The following is a 17,380-nucleotide window of genomic DNA, read 5'->3' on the forward strand; positions in this document are numbered from 1 at the left end:
TCTGGCGACAATTCGAGCCCCTCTCCTCGCAGGAGAGGGGCTTTCGTTGCAGTCCGGCGCTCAGTGCGCTGCCTTGCGCCCCTTCGCGATCGCATCCTCGATGCCGCTCCAGGCCGGTTTCTCCGGCGCGAAGCGGCCGCGCAGATAGGCTGCGAGATCCGCGATCTGGCGATCGTCGAGCGCAGTCGCGAAGGACGGCATCGAGCCGATGCCATGCTGGCCGCCTTCGAGCAGCATGTTGACCAGGTTGGCCGGCGTCGCGGCATGGAGCTTGGACGAGACGCCCAGCATCGGGCCGGCATTGAGCAGCGGCGCGGCGCGGCCGGTCTCGTGGCAGGCGGCGCAGGCGCCCTCATAGAGGCGCGCGACCGGGGAGGTCGTAGGGTTTGTCGCCCGCGCCGTCTGCTGCTCGATACGCGCCGCCAGCGCTTGGGCCTCGGCTGCTGGAAGGGGCTCGCTCAGCGAAGCCAGATAGGTTGCCATCGCCCGCATATCGGCGTCGGGCAGCTCTTTCAGCTCGGCGATCACCGGCGCCATCGGCCCGGAAGCTGCGCCGTGATGCTGCGAGGTGCCGGTCTTGAGATAGGCGTAGAGTTCAGCCTCGCTCCAGGGAATCGGCCCGGCCGAGAGCTTCGTCAGGGCCGGGGCCTCCCAGCCTTCCGCCTCGCCGCCGGCGAGATAGGCGCTGCCGGCCTTCTCGGCGCCGAGCGCGTTGCGCGGCGTGTGGCAGGCGCCGCAATGGCCGAGCCCGTCGACGAGATAGCGTCCGCGACTCCACTCGGCCGAGCGGGCGGGATCGGGCTTGAGCTCGCCGCCACGGTTGAACAGCAGGTTCCAGCCGGCCAGCAGCGGGCGCAGGTTGAATGGGAAAGTCAGCCGGCTCGGCTCGTTCTCCTGCCGTACCGCCGGCTGCGACATCAGGAAGGCATAGAGCGCCTGCAGATCGGCCTCACTCGCCTTGGCGAAGCTCGGATAGGGAAAGGCCGGGTAGAGCTGGCGGCCGTCACGGTGCAGGCCGGCGCGCATCGCCCGCTCGAAGGCGGCATAGGACCAGGCGCCGATGCCGGTTTCGACATCGGGCGTGATGTTGGTGGTCATCACCGTGCCGAACGGCGTCGGCAGACCGAGCCCGCCGGCATAGGGCACGCCGTCCTTAGCCGTATGGCAGGTCGCGCAGGCGCCGAGCGCCGCGAGCTGGCGGCCGCGCTCGATCGTCGCCACCGACCAGGTTGACGGGTCCGGCCGGGCGATCGGCGCGATCGAGGGCGCGAAGGCGAGCGAGACGGCGGCGAAGGTCGCGGCGCCTGCCACGGCAGCGCGGAGCTTGCTCCACCAGGGAATCCGCTTGGCTGGCTCGCGCGGCGGTGGCTTCAAAAACGGGGCGCCGTTGAGGCCGGCGAGCACGCGCTCGGGCGTCAGCGGCAATTCGCGGAAGCGCACCCCGGTCGCGTCATAGACGGCGTTGACGATTGCGGCCGCGCTCGGGACGGAGGCCGACTCGCCCGCGCCCATCGGCGGCAGATGCTGGCGATCCATCAGCATGATGTCGATCGCGGGCAGTTCCGGGAAGCTCAGCACCGGATAGGAGCCCCAGTCGCGGCTAGCGACGGCGGTCGTCTGCGAGAACGTCACCTCCTCGCGCAGCACCCGGCTGGTCGATTGCAGGACGTTGCCATGGATCTGGTGCGTCACCCCGGCGGGGTTGACCATCATGCCGGTGTCCTGGCCGACGGTGACGCGGGAGACGGTGACTTCGCCGGTCGTCCGATTGACCGCGACATCGGCGACCCAGGCGGCCCAGGCGGCGCCGACACCCGGCCAGCCGCCATGGACATAGCGCGCCTGGGCGAAGCCACGCCCGCGCATGATGTCGCCGTCCTGCTCCAAGCGCGGGCCGACATGCGACTGCCAGTTCGCGCGCTCTGCCGTCGCCCGCGTCAGCTCGGCGGCGCGCTCGTCATTGATGTGGCGCAGGCGGAACTCTACCGGGTCGACGCCGGCTTCGTGCGCGAGCTCGTCGATATAGCTCTCATGGGCGAAGACGTTCGGCATGGCCGAGACGCCGCGCAGCCAGGACGCCCGCACGATCGGCGGCATGTCATAGGCCGTCAGCCGCATGTTTTCGTAGGTGTAGGACGGCAGCGCGGTGCGGTCGCCCATGCGGAGCGTCGCCGGCTGGTTCGGGATGCGCCCGGTCAGCAGCAGCGCCAGGGTCGGCGCGGCGTTCGACGGGTACCAGGTGTGGAAGTCGTAGGCTTTCAGCGAGCCGCCCGGCCCGAGCCCGCCCTTGATGTCGATCAGCTGGGCAGCGCCCTTCGGCTCCCAGAGATGCTCCTGCTCGCGGGTGAGCTGGACTCGCACCGGCGCGCCGACCGCACGCGAGAGCAGCACCGCGTCGGCGACGACGTCGTCGGCACAATTGCGGCCATAGCAGCCGGCGGCCTCGAAGCGGATGACGTCGATCCGCTCCTTCGGCAGTCCTGTCAGCACGGCCAGGTCGTTCTGCAGCGGATAGGGATTCTGGCTGCCGGTCCAGACGGTGATGCTGTCCGCGCGCACATCGGCGACGGCGCAGGACGGGCCGATCGAGCCGTGCATGTGATAGGGCCAGACATAGGTACGGTCGAGGCGCGTCTCGAGGTTCTCAAGCGCCGTATCGACGTCGCCCTCCTCCGCGAGAAGCCTCGGTGTCGAGGGATGGGTGCGCAGCGCCTGGCCGAGATCGGAGAGGTCCGGCGGGGTGAACTCGCGCCATTGCGTCCTGAGCTTGAGCGCGGCTTCCGCTGCCCATTCCTCGCGCTCGGCGACGATGCCGATGAAGTCGCCTTCGATCACGACTGCGCGGATGCCGGGCACGTCGGCAATCGAATCGCGATCGACCGCGATCAGGCTCCTGCCGACGAAGTCGCCGGCATCCATGCCGGCATAGGGCGGGCGCACCACCCGGCCATGCAGCATGCCCGGCACGCGGACATCGTGGACATAGGTGAAGTTGCCGGTGACCTTGTCCGGAATGTCGACGCGCGCGACCGAGCGACCGACGAGCTTGTGCTGGTCGACCTGTTTGAACTCAGCGCTCCCGGCCAGCGGCAGCAGGATGCGCTCATTGGCGAGCAGCGTGTCGAGGGCGATGGCCGGCGCCATCTCGCCCTTGCGCAAGATCACGCCGTCGCTGAGCGCGATCTCGTCCTCGGTACAGCACAAGGCGGCGGCCGCAAGGGCGATCAGCCTCGCGCGGATCTGCGTCGCCGCGATCCTGATCGCGAGCGAGGTGACCTGGATCGTCTCGCTCGCGATGGTGGGCCCCTGATCGGGTGTATCGGCGGTGTCGCCGAGCACCATCTCGACCGCCTCGAAGGGGAAATCGAGCTCCTCCGCCACCATCTGGGCGAGCGCGGTGCGGATGCCGGTGCCGAGGTCGACATGGCCGTTGAAGGCGAGGATGCGGCCCTCCGCCGTGAGGCAGACATGCAGGTCGAGCCCGTCCTCGGGCGCGGCGTCGGCAGTTGCCCCCTTGCGCGGCGCGACCACGCCGATCACCCCGGCGCGCTTCAACAGTGCCTTGCGGGACAGGGGCTCGCTCATGACGCCGCCGCGTCCTGCCGGCCGCGCTCGGCGGCGAGCAGGACCGCCTTGACGATCTCGACATGGGTGCCGCAGCGGCAAAGGTTATGGCGCAGCGCCTCGCGCACTTCCGTCTCGCTCGGATCAGGCCGAACATCCAGGAAGGCCTTCGCGGTCATCACCATGCCGGCGATGCAGTAGCCGCATTGCGCGGCTTGTGCGTCGATGAAGGCCTGCTGCAGCGGATGCGGTGCATCGACGCTGCCAAGGCCTTCGAGCGTGACGATCTCGCGATCAGCCGCCAGCCGGACCGGCAGGACGCAGGCGCGCGCCGCCTGGCCGTCGACCAGCACGGTGCAGGCGCCGCATTCGCCGAGGCCGCAGCCGAATTTCGGGCTGTTGAGACATAGGTCGTTGCGCAGGAAGAACAGCAGAGGCGTCTGGGCTTCGCCCTCGACCTCATGGTTCGCGCCGTTGACGCGAAGCGAAAAACGCCGCGTCGTCCTCATGGCTCGCCCGTGCCGGGCGAGGCGCGCCTGATCGTCCTGATCGTCACGGCCACCGAGATCGTTCGTATACGAATGAGAATAATGACAAATCGGAGCGGGCTGCAAGCGGGATTTCAGCGCTGAAGCAGACCACCGTCATGCTCGCCCTCGTGGCGAGCATCCGTGTCTTGAACACAGCCCTCGACGAAGGAAGGCGTGGATGGTCGGGACAAGCCCGACCATGACGGGAAAGGCGCGGGGAACGGCCGGTCAATGCCCCACAGACGGGATCTTCTCCGCCGGCGGGGTGTTGCGGCTGATGCCGCTGCGGACGATGCCGTCGATCACGATCATGCCGATGCCGGGCAGGTCGCCGAGCTGGATCGAGTCGAGGAAGTTCCGGCCGGCCGAGTGCTGGGCCTTGTCCATGAAGACGAAGTCGGCGGCGCGGCCGACCTCGATCAAGCCGCAATCGAGGCTGCGCATCCGGGCGGTGTTGCCGGTGGCGAAGCAGAACGCGACCTCAGCCGGGACATCGCCGAGCGAGGACAGCATCGAGACCATGCGGACGATGCCGAGCGGCTGCACGCCGGACCCCGCCGGCCCGTCGGTGCCGAGGATGACGCGTTGCAATTCACCCATCTCGCGGGCGACGCGCAGCGTGTAGAGCGCGGCGCGCTCATTGCCGTTATGGACGAGTTCCAGGCCGCGCTTGCAGCCCTCGCAGATGCAGCGGATCTCCTTGTCCGGCAAGGCGGTGTGGCCGCCATTGATGTGGCCGACCACATCGGTATCGGCTTCGAGCACGACATCGGCGCCGATCAGCCCGGAGCCGGGGATCGAGGGGCCGCCGGTGTGGATGGTCGACTGGATCCCGTATTTGCGGGCCCAGGCCACCATCTCCTTCGCCCGCGCTCCATCCTTGACGCCGCCGAGTCCGACCTCGCCGAGCAGCTTTACGCCGGCATCCGCCAGATCCTTGAAGTCCTGCTCGACCATGCCGGGCTCGATCACCGGCGCGCCGGCATGGATCTTGACGCCGCCGGGGCGGAAGGCGGTGAAGGCGCGCTGGGCATAGATCGCCATCGCCTTCAGGCCGACGATGTCCTTCGGCCGGCCGGGGGTGTGGACCTCGCCGGCCGAGATCATGGTGGTGACGCCGCCATGCATGGTCGAATCGATCCAGCCGAGCTGGTTCTGGCGCGGCGTCCAGTCACCGGCGACCGGGTGGACATGGCTGTCGATCAGCCCAGGCGAAAGCACCGTGCCATTGGCGTCGATGACGGTGTCGGCCCCGTCCGTGTCGAGATCCTTGAAGCGGCCGACCGCGGCGATCCGGCCGCCGATGGCGACGAGCGTGTCGGCCTCCAGGATCGGGCGCTCGATGTCGCCGGAGAGCATCAGGCCGATATTCTTCACCACCAGCTTGTGGGTGCTGCTGACCGTCGTCGCCTGCTGTTCAGCCATCGTATCCGCCCTGTCGTCGTTGTCCGAAATCCGCCGCCATCCTCATCGCCACGAGCCTGATTGACAAGCGCCGGAGGATGCGAGATATTGTTTGTATACGAATGAATTTCTGCCCCGTCCGGACCCGGCTGTCAAGCAGCAAGGATCGCGCATGCCTTACGCCGTCACCAGCGCCTGCATCCGTTGCAAGTACATGGATTGCGTCGAGGTCTGTCCGGTCGACTGCTTCTATGAAGGCGAGAACATGCTCGTCATCCACCCGGACGAATGCATCGACTGCGGCGTCTGCGAGCCGGAATGCCCGGCCGAGGCGATCGTGGCCGACAGCGCCGACGGAGCCGAGCAGTGGCTCGCCTTGAATGCCCGGCTGGCGCCGCTCTGGCCGAACATCACGCAGAAGAGCGAGCCGCCGGCCGATGCCGACGACTGGAAGGGAATACCGGACAAGATCGACCTGCTTTCCGAACGTCCGGCAATGTGATATTGGGTGGCCTGCATCCGATAATCTGCTAAATCGCTAGACTATCTGAGGATCGACGAGATGAGCAATTTCTACGAGGAGCGCGTCCTCTCCGTCCATCACTGGACCGATACGCTCTTCAGCTTCACGACGACCCGCGACACGACCTTCCGCTTCAAGAACGGCCAGTTCACGATGATCGGTCTCAAGGTCGGCGAGAAGCCGCTGCTGCGCGCCTACAGCGTCGCCAGCACCAATTACGACGAGAACCTCGAGTTCTTCTCGATCAAGGTGCCGGACGGCCCGCTGACCTCGCGCCTGCAGAACCTGCAGGTCGGCGATCCCATCATCATCGGCAAGAAGGCGACGGGCACGCTGGTGCTCGACAACCTTAAGGACGGCAAGCGCCTGTTCCTGCTCGGCACCGGCACGGGCCTGGCTCCCTTCCTGTCGCTGATCCGCGATCCCGAGACCTATGAGCGCTACGAGAAGGTCGTGCTCGTGCATGGCTGCCGCCAGGTCTCGGAACTTGCCTATGGGGAGCGCATTCAGAAGGAACTGCCCAACGACGAGTTCCTGGGCGAGATGATCCGCGAGCAGCTGATCTATTACCCGACCGTGACGCGCGAGCCCTTCCGCAACCGCGGCCGGATTACCGACCTCATCACCTCCGGCCAGCTCTTCAGCGACACCGGCCTGGGCCCGTTCGATCCGGCCGGCGACCGCTTCATGCTCTGCGGCAGCCCGCAGATGCTGGTCGACCTCAAGCAGATCTTCGAGGAGCGCGGTCTCGAGGAAGGCAATCACGGCGAGGCCGGCGACTACGTCATCGAGAAGGCCTTCGCCGAACGCTGAGGCGCTCCTTCCCTTCTCCCCTTGCGGGAGAAGGTGGCCCGAAGGGCCGGATGAGGGGTCGCTCAGGTCTTTGAAGTTCGGGCAAGCGGCGCCGGGCTTACGATCCGCGTCGCGAGACCCCTCACCCTAACCCTCTCACGCAAGGGGAGAGGGGATAGCGTGTGCCGGTTTTTGCCGAATGCGCCCTGGCCTGCTACCTGTCCGGCAAATCACTTCCGCAGACGAGCAGCGCCATGACCGACACTCTCCCCGACCGCCTGTCCTCCAACCCCAACAGCCCGTTCTACAACGAGGAACTGCTGGCGAAGGACATCGGCGTCCGCTTCAAGGGCGTCGAGAAGACCAATGTCGAGGAATACTGCATCAGCGAGGGCTGGGTCCGCCTCACCGCCGGCAATGCCAAGGATCGCCACGGCAACCCGATGACGGTCAAGCTCAAGGGCACGGTTGAGCCCTATTTCCGCAACGCCGAGTGAGGCGCGCTCAGCCGAGCTGTTTGTAAAAGAAGGTCGAGCCGCAATCGCGCCCGTCCGGCATCAGCGCATAGCGCGGGATAGTGCCGAGTTCGGTCCAGCCCAGGCGATTGTAGAGGCGGCGCGCCGCGCCGGCCTCGTCGGTGTCGAGCACCAGGAGGTCGCGCCCGTGCGCCAGCGCGGCGGCCTCCGCGGCGCGCATCAGCGCCTCGCCGATGCCGCGGCGGCGCGCCTGGGAATGCACCAGCACCTTGGCGATCTCGGCGCGATGCGGCTGGTTCGGCTTGCCGATCAAGTGAAGCTGGGCCGTGCCGACGATGCCGCGGCCGTCGCGCGCGACGAACAGATGGATGCGCCCGGCGGCGACCTCCGCCGCAATGCCGGCCCAGAAATCCTCGAAATCGGCTGATGTGTTCCAGTCCATGAAGCCGACCGAAGCGCCGTTCGCCACGGAATCGCGCAGGATCTCCGCCAAGGCCGGAACCGCGGCCCGCGCCGCATCCCCGTCGAGCTGCTCGATGGTCACGCTGTCCAGCGCCGTCATGATCCGTCTCCTTCGCGCCGCCGATCAGCGGCATACTCCATCATGCAAGAATAATTCCAACATAGTGGATTATGCTAAAGCAAGATCGCCGAGGCCCGCCGTCAACCCGGATTTTACGACGTTCGGCGAATTCCGGTCTCCCCTGCCCAAATCAGCCAGGTGATTTCCGAAAAAGTCACGGGCTCGCGTTTTGACTGAGGGCCGGAAGACGCCGGGAACGGCGCCGGCGCAAGGGGAGGCGTCGATGAACAGGGGACTGGACTTCATCGGCCGGTCGGTGGTCCGCTTCATTACGCGTGGCAAGCCGCAGGCAGGTCCGGTCGACGCGAAGGCGCTGGCCCGGCTCAAGGCGGCGCTGCGGCCAGGCGATGTGCTACTGGTCGAAGGGCACATGAAGGTCTCGGCCGCGATCAAGTACCTGACGCAATCGACATGGTCGCACGCCGCGCTCTATGTCGGGGACACCGGCAAGGTCAGCCCCGAGGGCGAGCCGCTGGTGCTGGCCGAGGTCGAGATGGATGTCGGCTGCGTGCTTTCGCCGCTGTCGAAATACGGCGCCTTCGGCACCCGCATCTGCCGGCCGCAGGCGCTCGACCGCGAAGGCCGCCAGAGCGCCGTCGACTACGTGCTCGCCCGGCTCGGCACGCAATACGACCTCAAAAACATCCTCGACCTCGCGCGCTGGCTGATCCCGATCCCATGGGCGCCGGCGAGCTGGCGCCGGCGCATGATCGCGCTCGGCTCGGGCGACCCGACGCGGGCGATCTGCTCGACGCTGATCGCCCAGGCCTTCGAGGCGGCGCGCTATCCGGTGCTGCCGACCGTCGAATATGCGCAGGCGATGGGCGCGGAGGAGCGGAGTGAAGTCCTGCACATCCGGCATCACTCGCTCTACATGCCGCGCGATTTCGACATCTCGCCCTACTTTGCCGTGGTCAAGCCGACGCTGGAAGCCGGCTTCGATTATCGGGCGCTGAACTGGGCGCAGGAGCACCGGCTCGCGGCAGAATAGCGCAGCGGCGCAGCAAACCGGCGGCGCGACCCTTGGCGCAACCCGCGCGCACTGCTATGGCGCGCGCATGAGCACCCGCAGTTTCGACAACATCCGCAATTTCTCGATCGTGGCGCATATCGACCACGGCAAGTCGACCCTCGCCGACCGGCTGATCCAGCAGACCGGCACGGTGGCGGCGCGCGATATGAGCGAGCAGATCCTCGACTCGATGGATATCGAGAAGGAACGCGGCATCACCATCAAGGCGCAGACCGTCCGGCTGGACTACCTGGCCGAGGATGGCAAGACCTACATCCTCAACCTGATGGACACGCCCGGGCACGTCGACTTCGCCTATGAGGTCTCGCGCTCGCTGGCGGCCTGCGAGGGCTCGCTCCTCGTCGTCGACGCCTCTCAGGGGGTGGAGGCGCAGACGCTGGCCAATGTCTACCAGGCGCTCGACGCCAACCACGAGATCGTCACGGTCCTCAACAAGATCGACCTGCCGGCCGCAGAGCCGGAGCGGATCAAGCAGCAGATCGAGGATGTGATCGGCCTCGACGCCTCCGAGGCGGTGCCGATCTCGGCCAAGACCGGCCTCAACATCGAGGGCGTGCTCGAAGCGATCGTCAAGAAGCTGCCGGCACCCAAGGGCGATGCCGAAGCCCCGCTCAAGGCCCTGCTGGTCGACAGCTGGTACGACGCCTATCTCGGCGTCGTCGTGCTCGTGCGAATCATCGACGGCGTGCTGAAGAAGGGCATGACCATCCGGATGATGCGCGCCAACGCCAGCTATGGCGTCGATCGCGTCGGCGTGTTCAAGCCGAAGATGCTCGAAGTGAAGGAACTCGGCCCGGGCGAGGTCGGCTTCTTCACCGCCTCGATCAAGGAAGTAGCCGACACCGCCGTCGGCGACACCATCACCGACGACAAGAAGCCGATCGCCGAGCCGCTGCCGGGCTTCAAGCCGGTGCAGCCGGTGGTGTTCTGCGGCATCTTCCCGGTCGACGCCGCCGATTTCGAGGTGCTGCGCAGCGCCATGTCGCGGCTGCGGCTGAACGATGCCAGCTTCTCCTACGAGATGGAGACTTCGGCCGCGCTCGGCTTCGGCTTCCGCTGCGGCTTCCTCGGGCTGCTGCACCTGGAGATCATCCAGGAGCGGCTTGAGCGCGAGTTCAACCTCAACCTGATCTCGACGGCGCCCTCGGTCGTCTACCATCTCAAGCTGCGCGACGGCACGACGCTCGAACTCCACAACCCGGCCGACATGCCGGACGTGATGAAGATCGAGTTCATCGAGGAGCCGTGGATCCGCGCCACGATCTTCACTCCGGACGAGTATCTCGGCTCGGTGCTGAAGCTCTGCCAGGACCGGCGCGGCCTGCAGATCGACCTCAGCTATGTCGGCTCGCGCGCCAAGGTGGTGTACGACCTGCCGCTGAACGAGGTGGTGTTCGATTTCTACGACCGGCTGAAGTCGATCTCGAAGGGCTACGCCTCCTTCGACTACAACATCACCGACTATCGCGAGGGCGACCTCGTGCGCATGTCGATCCTCGTCAACGCCGAGCCGGTCGACGCGCTCTCCATGCTGGTCCACCGCTCGCGCGCCGACGCCCGTGGCCGGGCGATGTGCGAGAAGCTCAAGGACCTGATCCCGCCGCACATGTTCCAGATTCCTGTCCAGGCGGCCATCGGGGGCAAGATCATCGCCCGCGAGACCATCCGGGCGCTGCGCAAGGACGTGACCGCCAAGTGCTATGGCGGCGACGCCTCGCGCAAGCGCAAGCTCCTGGACAAGCAGAAGGAAGGCAAGAAGAAGATGCGGCAGTTCGGCCGCGTCGAGATCCCCCAGGAAGCCTTCATCGCGGCGCTGAAAATGGACGACTGAGCCGGAAGGCTCAGCTCGGGCAAACATATTAGGGGAACCATCCCGCCCGGCACGGTGTTGATCCACAACCCTGAACAAAAGGGAGGACAGCATCGTGGACAGACGCTCTTTCCTCGCGAGCCTGGTCGGTGGCTTGGCCGCGGCGAGCTTGGGCACGGCCGCACTTGCAAGGCCGCAGCCGAAACCGGCGGCAGTAGAGCCGCCACTGCCTGAGGCTCCGCCACAGGTCGATACCGAGGCACTGGACAAGGCCGACGCCGATTACGCCCAGTACTACTATCGCCGTCGCCGACGCTGGCGCAGACGTTACTGGCGCCGCCGCTACTATCGGCCGCGGTACTACTACCGCCGTCGTTACTACCGGCCGCGCTATTACCGCCGCCGCTACTGGTAGCGCTGGGTGAAGCCCGGACGTCCTCCGCGAGCTATCGCACTCGCGGAGGACGCGTTTGGCGATCAGAGGTTGGCGCCGAGGCCGCGCAACTGGGCCCTGAGGTCGATCGGCTCGACGAAATGGACCGCCTGCATCCCGATCGAGCGGGCGGCCTCGACATTTTTGGCGCTATCGTCGACGAAGATGCACTCGCCGGCGCTCAGCCCATAACGTTCCAGCAGGACATTGTAGATCGCCGGATCGGGTTTGAGCAGTTGCTCATGCGCTGAGACGATCACGCCGTCGAAGCTCTGCAGGAACGGGAAGCGGATCAGGCACTCCGCCCATTTCTCGCGCGAAAAATTGGTGATGGCGTAGACCTGTTCGCCCTTCGCTTTCAGCTCCGCCAGCGTCGCGACGCTGTCCTCGATCGTCGACGGCACCGTCTCGTGCCAGCGCTCGTCATAGGCCTTGATCTCGGCCTCCCATTCCGGATGCTCCGCCACCAGCAGCGCCACCGCCTCGGACCAGGGCCGGCCGCGATCCTGCTCGACATTCCAGGCGGCAGTGCAGACATTCCTGAGGAACCAGTCGCGCTTGGCATCATCCGGGATCAGGCTGCGGTAGAGATGGAACGGATCCCAGCGCAGCAGGACATTGCCGACATCGAACACGACCTTGCGATTTCCAGGCATGGACAGGCTTCCCCACTCCGTTTGCGGCGACGGCGCCGACGCGACTCACGCCCTTGTGTGCGGGCCGGCGTAACCTTCACATCGATTCTGGCGTATTCGCGTTGGGGTTCGGCAACAAGGCACAGTTCATGGCTTCAGCGGGAACAGGCAGCTATTGGCCATGGAATGACCGGCAGGGGCGCTTTTCCGCTCTGCGCGCCGGCTGCTTCGCTCTCGTGCTCGTCCCGGCGCTGATCCTCGCCTGGCAGGCCTGGACGCACCAGCTCGGTTCGAAGCCGTGGACGCAGGCCGTGCACGACACCGGCACCTGGGCCCTGCGCATCCTCGTCATCACGCTCGCCGTCACGCCGCTGCGCCGCATCCTCGACTGGAACAAGCTGATCGGCATACGTCGCATGCTCGGTCTCTCGGCCATGGCCTATGCGCTCGGCCATCTCGCACTCTACTGCATCGACCTCGCCTTCGACTGGGGGCTGATCCTCTCCGAGATCGTCAAGCGCTTCTATCTCGTCGTCGGGATCACTGCCCTGATCGGGCTCGTCGCGCTCGGCATCACCTCGACCGACGGCATGATCCGTCGATTGGGATCGGGCCGCTGGCAGCGCCTGCACAACCTCGTCTACCCGATCGCCTGCCTCGGCCTGTTCCATTTCGCCCTGCAGTCGAAGATCGACGTGACCCAGCCAGTGCTGCTCACCGGGCTGTTCGCGCTGCTGATCGCTTACCGCGGCCTCAGCCGGTTCAGGATTCCGCTGAGCTTCACCTCGCTGGCGCTGACGGGGCTCGCGACGGGCCTCGCGACCGCTTTGGCTGAAACCGCCTGGTACGCCTTCGCCACCGGCGCCTCGGCCTGGCTGATCTTCCAGGCCAATGCCGACATCGTCGTCTACCAGGACTGGACGGCGCTGAGGCCCGGCCATTGGGTCGCAGCTGTCGGGCTCGCGCTTGCGGTCCTGCATCTCTTCCGGAAGCCTGCACCGAAGCCGGAACGACGCCAGCGCCGACAGGCGATGGCCTCCGAGGCGGCGGGGGGCTGATGAGACCTGCGCAGACTTGACGGCAGGAGAGCAGCTCCGATGCAGATGCGGGATATCGACCAGGGCCCACGCATCGAGGCGCGCCGCTCGGCTCGCGAAGCGCGTATCATGGCGCCGATCTACTTGGCTGTCGGCGTCGCGGTCGGCGTCATGGCCCTGTTCGTCGATTGGCGCGCCGCGATCCTGCCGGTCCTCATCGGCCTGGCGCTGTACGGCGCCGTCCTGATCGGCGCGCCGCAGCCGGGGCAGGCCAATCCGCTGCTGTTCGCCATCGACGGGGCCGGAATTCAGCTCGGCGATGCATCCCCGGATCCGTGGAGCGCCGTCTCGGCCGTCAAGCTCCAGAGCCAAGTCTTCGGCGCACGCGGGGCCTATCTCGTGATCGATTACGCCGACCCCGGGCGAAGATCGGCGTCCGTGGCCCTGAGCGAGCTCGACGTCGGCGTCGACGAGATCAGGACGGTCGTGCGCCACTATGCGCCGCATCTGCTGGGTTCGGAGAATCCGTTGCTGCGGGCATGACGGGACGACGTAGCCGCCTGAGGGCGGCGGCCGCCTCGGTCGGACTCAACCTTCGCGCCGCGCCAGTTCCAGGATCGTCTCGATCAGGACGCGGATGGCGATGCCGGCATCGAGCTCGGTCATGTTCTCCAGCGGCGAATGGCTGATGCCCTTGTCACAGCGGACGAACAGCATGGCGGCGGGGCAGAGCTTGGCCATCTCCATCGCATCGTGCCCGGCGCCCGAGGCCAGACGCCGCGCCGTCAGGTTCGAGCCGGTGCGCGCGATTCCGGTGGCGAACGCCTCCTGCAGGCCCTCGTCCATCGGCACGGCGTCGCCACGCGAATAGGGCGTGATCGTAAGGCCGACACCGCGCCGCGCCGCGATCTCGGCGAAGCGGCGATGGATCTCCGCATCCATGCCGGCGACGGTCGCGCCCTCCGGCGCGCGGAAGTCGATGGTGAAGTCGACCGCGCCCGGCACGACATTGGTGGCGCCGGGGTCGGGCCGAAAGACGCCGACCGTGCCGACCGCGCGCTCATGCTCATGAGCGATCGCCTCCAGCGCGAGCGCCATCTCCGCCGCCGCGGCGAGCGCATCCTTGCGCAGTTTCATAGGCACGGTGCCGGCATGGCCGGCCTCGCCGGTGACGCGCACGCCGGCACGGCCCTGCGCCGCGATGGCGGTGACGATGCCGACCGCCTCGTTCTCGGCCTCGAGCACTGGTCCCTGCTCGATATGAACCTCGAGATAGGCCTTTACTGAACCCGGCTTGCGGGCGAGCGCGGCGATCCCGGCAGGATCGCCCCCGAAGGCGGTGAGGGCATCGCGCAGTACGACGCCGTCGGCATCGCGCGCCGTAAGCCAGCCCTGGTCATAGCGGCCGGTCAGCGCCGCCGAGGTCGAGAGCGAGGTCGGGAAGCGCACCGTCTCCTCGTCGCCGAAGGCAATGACCTCGAGCGCGAAGGGCAAGGTGATCCCGGCGTCGCGGATCGCCTGCGCCGCCAGGATGCCGGCGACGACGCCGAGATTGCCGTCGAAACGGCCGCCATCGCGGACCGTGTCGATATGCGAGCCGATCATCACCGCCGGCAGGCCTGGGGACGCGCCCTCGCGCCGTCCCTGCACCGAACCGGCCGCGTCGATGAAGGCGGTCAGCCCCGCGACCTCCATCGCGCCCTTGACGTATTCCGCGCCCTGCCGGTGCGAGGGCGAGAGATAGAGCCGGGTCAGCTTGCCCGGCTCGTCGGTGAAGCGGTTGAGGCCGGCGAGGGCGGCGAAGGCGCGGGCGCCGAGGACGGCGGGTGAGGGCAGGGTCGTGGTCATCGGGTCAACCTAGCGGGCCAGCCGTGGATGTGGCCAGCCCGCTTTAGCGCGGCGGGATCGATTTGCGTGTCAGTAAGTTGCGCGCCCGCCCGAGAGGTCGAAGACCGCCCCCGTCGTGAAGCTGTTCTCGGCCGAGGCGAGGAAGGCGACCATGGAAGCGACCTCGTCGGGCTGCAGGAAGCGCCCGCGCGGGATCTTGGCCAGCATGTAGCCGATATGCTCCTCGCTCATTTGGTCGAAGATCCGGGTGCGCGCGGCGGCCGGGGTGATGCAGTTCACCGCGATGTCCTGCTGCGCCAACTCCTTGCCGAGCGATTTGGTCAGCGCGATCACCGCCGCCTTCGAGGCCGAATAGGCCGAGGCGTTGGGGTTGCCCTCCTTGCCGGCGATCGAGGCGACCAGCACGAGCCGGCCGTAGTTGCGCTTGATCATGCCGGGAATCACCGCCTGGCAGCAATGCAGGGTGCCGTCGACATTCAGGCGCATGATCTTGGCCCATTCGTCGAGCGGGTATTCCCAGGTCTTCAGGTTCGGCCCGGCGATGCCGGCGCTGGTGACGAGGATGTCGACGCTGCCATGGCGCTGCTCCAGCTCGGCGGCGGCGGCGTTCACGGCCTTTGCGTCGGTCACATCGATCGAAAGCCCGCTCGCGGCCGGCCCGATCGCGGCGGCCGCCTCATCGGCGAGCTTGCCGTCGAGGTCCCAGATCGCGACCTTGGCGCCGCTGGCGGCGAGACGCTCGGCAACGGCACGGCCGATCCCCTGCGCGCCACCGGTGATGATGGCGACCCGGTCCTTTAAATCGATTTGGTTCATTGAAAAGGCATCCCTCCCTGGAACTTGCAGCTGAACTCTACCGCAAAGCCGGCCGCCGCAAAGCCGCGATGGTCCGGGGGGAGGGTTGCGTCAGACCATCTTTGTCGTCGCGCGAATTCTTATCGTTCGGCCGAATCCGGCCGAACGGAAAGCGCCCTGGCGCTCAGCGCGCATTCCGGAAGGCGCGCGGGCTGAACGCGGTGCGCAGCAGGATGCCGATATCGAGCCAGAACGACCAGTTGTCGATGTACCAGTGATCATAGGCGATGCGGCGGGCCATCTTGTCGTCGGTGTCGGTCTCGCCGCGCAGGCCGTTGACCTGGGCCCAGCCGGTGATGCCGGGCTTGACGTTGTGGCGCCTGGCATAGAGCGCGATCTTGCGCTGGAACTCGCGGTCGTGGGCGAGCGCATGCGGGCGCGGGCCGACCAGCGACATCTGTCCGGCGATCACGTTCAGGAGTTGCGGCAGCTCGTCGAGATTGTAGCGCCGCAGGAAACCGCCGATCCTGGTGATGCGTGGATCGTTGCGCGTCGCCTGCTTGACCACCTCGCCATCGTCGGTCGTGGTCATCGTGCGGAACTTGAAGATCCGGAAGGGCTCCTGGTTGAAGCCGTAGCGGCGCTGCAGGAACAGGACCGGCCCCTTCGAGTCGAGCTTGATCGCGAGCGCGATCAGGAGCAGCACCGGCAGGCTGGCCAGCAGGATCGCACTCGCGGCGACGACGTCGAAGACGCGCTTGAACATGATCTGGGCGAAGGACAGGGCCGGGCGCGTCAGCCTGAGCGAGGCGAGCGAGCCGATCCGGACGATATGGGGGTTGTCGAAACGGTCCATGACGCGTTCCGGCGTCAGGTGGATCGCGACTGGCAGGTTCATGAAGGCGTCGATGCAGGCGTCGATCGTCTCCTGGTCCGACCAGGGCAGGGCGATGAAGACGGCATCCGGCTTGAGGTCGCGGGCGCGCGCCGAGGCGGTGGCGAGGTCGGCGGCGAGCGCCGCCTGAGGATCGTTGATGCGGCGCGGATCATTGCTGCGCAGGAAGGCGACGTCGACGATCGAGAAGCCGATGTTCCACGGCTGATGGCGCGAGACGAAGGACATCACCTCGCTCTCGCGGCCGATCAGGAAGACCCGCTCGGAGGTGATGCGGCCGGTCTTCGAGGCCATCGAGATGGTGCGCACGATCGCCGAGCGAGCGAGCGCGATCAGCGGGGCGCCGGCGAGATAGGTGGCAACCACCACTGCGCGCGAGTACTGGTCGTTGATCTTCGCCATGAAGACGATGGCGACGAAGGCGATCATCGTCAGGTTCCAGACCGCGAAGGCCGAGGCGATCTGGCCCTTGGTCGAGAGATAGTTCTCCAGCCGGTAGCGGCCGCGCATCATATTGGTGAAGACGAAGATCGCGGCGATCATCGAGGCGAGCTCGACCGTGACCTTGTCGTTGCCGAGATGGCGATAGGCGACGAAGTGGTAGACGATCGAGGTGCCGGCAACCACAGTCGCGACAGTCGCCGCGTCGACCAAAGCGGTGATCAACCCGATCCAATGCCGCAGTGCATTGGCGCGCTGGTCGGCTGCTGTTGCGACTTCATAGTCCAGGTCGTTGACACTCATCATGCCGCGCTCGCTTGGTCGCACGGCGGTCCGGATTCGGCACAGGAGATGCGCCGGAGGCCGCCTTGCCGGTCGAGGTGGCAAGGGCGATGCCGTAGCGGCATTGCGGCGTTTCCGGCGAAAACGCGCCGGAATCGGGCTGATCCGGTCAATGTCGAGTGAGGCATGACGACAAGGCGTGTCATAACGGAACAACCTCCGGGACAACCGCGCCACGAGGCGGCAAGATCGGCTACAAGATCGGGGAAAGGCCGCGTTCATCCTATGGCGGGGTTCCG

At 66.9% G+C, this 17,380-nt stretch carries 15 protein-coding genes; 7 read left to right on the forward strand and 8 right to left on the reverse strand.

Going from position 1 to position 17,380, the window contains the following annotated elements; genetic code table 11:
- Positions 1–60: 60 nt before the first annotated feature.
- The 3 genes from CXY91_RS06530 to CXY91_RS06540 all read right to left on the reverse strand — a co-directional run bounded on the left by CXY91_RS06530 (position 61) and on the right by CXY91_RS06540 (position 5,519).
- Positions 61–3,585 (reverse strand): molybdopterin cofactor-binding domain-containing protein, encoded by a 3,525-nt coding sequence (locus CXY91_RS06530; protein WP_100959826.1) that lies wholly within the window; start codon positions 3,583–3,585, stop codon positions 61–63.
- Positions 3,582–4,073, reverse strand: coding sequence for a (2Fe-2S)-binding protein (locus CXY91_RS06535; protein ID WP_100959828.1), 492 nt, complete (start codon positions 4,071–4,073; stop codon positions 3,582–3,584). The genes CXY91_RS06530 and CXY91_RS06535 overlap by 4 nt, the downstream gene beginning before the upstream one ends.
- Positions 4,074–4,322: 249 nt before the next feature.
- Positions 4,323–5,519: an amidohydrolase family protein gene (locus tag CXY91_RS06540; RefSeq protein WP_100959830.1), complete on the reverse strand. Its 1,197-nt coding sequence runs from the start codon at positions 5,517–5,519 to the stop codon at positions 4,323–4,325.
- 151 nt (positions 5,520–5,670) lie between these two features.
- Between CXY91_RS06540 and fdxA the strand changes: the two genes are divergently transcribed.
- The 3 genes from fdxA (at position 5,671) to CXY91_RS06555 (ending at position 7,310) form a co-directional block, all read left to right on the forward strand.
- On the forward strand, positions 5,671–6,000 hold the full coding sequence (gene fdxA, locus CXY91_RS06545; protein ID WP_091835349.1) for a ferredoxin FdxA: 330 nt from the start codon (positions 5,671–5,673) through the stop codon (positions 5,998–6,000).
- 60 nt (positions 6,001–6,060) lie between these two features.
- Complete coding sequence (locus tag CXY91_RS06550) at positions 6,061–6,834, forward strand: ferredoxin--NADP reductase (protein WP_091835346.1); 774 nt, start codon at positions 6,061–6,063, stop codon at positions 6,832–6,834.
- A 233-nt stretch (positions 6,835–7,067) separates the two neighbouring features.
- Positions 7,068–7,310 carry a DUF3297 family protein gene (locus CXY91_RS06555; protein WP_091836060.1) on the forward strand — a complete coding sequence of 81 codons (243 nt, stop codon included), beginning with the start codon at positions 7,068–7,070 and terminating at the stop codon, positions 7,308–7,310.
- Positions 7,311–7,317: 7 nt separating this feature from the next.
- On the opposite strand, the gene CXY91_RS06560 is transcribed toward CXY91_RS06555, so the two are convergent.
- On the reverse strand, positions 7,318–7,851 hold the full coding sequence (locus tag CXY91_RS06560; RefSeq protein ID WP_100959832.1) for a GNAT family N-acetyltransferase: 534 nt from the start codon (positions 7,849–7,851) through the stop codon (positions 7,318–7,320).
- 244 nt (positions 7,852–8,095) lie between these two features.
- Between CXY91_RS06560 and CXY91_RS06565 the strand changes: the two genes are divergently transcribed.
- The gene (locus tag CXY91_RS06565) at positions 8,096–8,863 is read left to right on the forward strand and encodes a YiiX/YebB-like N1pC/P60 family cysteine hydrolase (protein WP_091835341.1); all 768 of its coding nucleotides are present in this window, start codon (positions 8,096–8,098) and stop codon (positions 8,861–8,863) included.
- Positions 8,864–8,930: 67 nt separating this feature from the next.
- On the forward strand, positions 8,931–10,736 hold the full coding sequence (gene lepA / locus CXY91_RS06570; protein ID WP_091835338.1) for a translation elongation factor 4: 1,806 nt from the start codon (positions 8,931–8,933) through the stop codon (positions 10,734–10,736).
- A 456-nt stretch (positions 10,737–11,192) separates the two neighbouring features.
- On the opposite strand, the gene CXY91_RS06575 is transcribed toward lepA, so the two are convergent.
- Entirely contained in the window at positions 11,193–11,804 is a 612-nt protein-coding gene (locus CXY91_RS06575; protein WP_091835335.1) for an HAD family hydrolase, read from the reverse strand.
- Between the two features lie 128 nt (positions 11,805–11,932).
- Here CXY91_RS06575 and CXY91_RS06580 point away from each other — a divergent pair, with 128 nt between their 5' ends.
- Both CXY91_RS06580 and CXY91_RS06585 read left to right on the forward strand, forming a co-directional pair.
- Positions 11,933–12,841: a protein-methionine-sulfoxide reductase heme-binding subunit MsrQ gene (locus CXY91_RS06580; protein ID WP_091836058.1), complete on the forward strand. Its 909-nt coding sequence runs from the start codon at positions 11,933–11,935 to the stop codon at positions 12,839–12,841.
- A 108-nt stretch (positions 12,842–12,949) separates the two neighbouring features.
- Entirely contained in the window at positions 12,950–13,363 is a 414-nt protein-coding gene (locus CXY91_RS06585; protein ID WP_158673290.1) for a hypothetical protein, read from the forward strand.
- 45 nt (positions 13,364–13,408) lie between these two features.
- Here CXY91_RS06585 and CXY91_RS06590 read toward each other — a convergent pair whose 3' ends face one another.
- The 3 genes from CXY91_RS06590 to CXY91_RS06600 all read right to left on the reverse strand — a co-directional run bounded on the left by CXY91_RS06590 (position 13,409) and on the right by CXY91_RS06600 (position 17,102).
- Positions 13,409–14,668 (reverse strand): allantoate amidohydrolase, encoded by a 1,260-nt coding sequence (locus tag CXY91_RS06590; RefSeq protein ID WP_100959836.1) that lies wholly within the window; start codon positions 14,666–14,668, stop codon positions 13,409–13,411.
- 69 nt (positions 14,669–14,737) lie between these two features.
- Positions 14,738–15,484: an SDR family NAD(P)-dependent oxidoreductase gene (locus CXY91_RS06595; RefSeq protein WP_100959839.1), complete on the reverse strand. Its 747-nt coding sequence runs from the start codon at positions 15,482–15,484 to the stop codon at positions 14,738–14,740.
- A 163-nt stretch (positions 15,485–15,647) separates the two neighbouring features.
- Positions 15,648–17,102 (reverse strand): undecaprenyl-phosphate glucose phosphotransferase, encoded by a 1,455-nt coding sequence (locus CXY91_RS06600; protein ID WP_158673291.1) that lies wholly within the window; start codon positions 17,100–17,102, stop codon positions 15,648–15,650.
- Positions 17,103–17,380: the final 278 nt, after the last annotated feature.

Origin of the sequence: Allobosea sp. FBZP-16 (assembly GCF_002831785.1) — a bacterium.
GTDB classification, from domain to species: domain Bacteria; phylum Pseudomonadota; class Alphaproteobacteria; order Rhizobiales; family Beijerinckiaceae; genus Allobosea; species Allobosea lupini.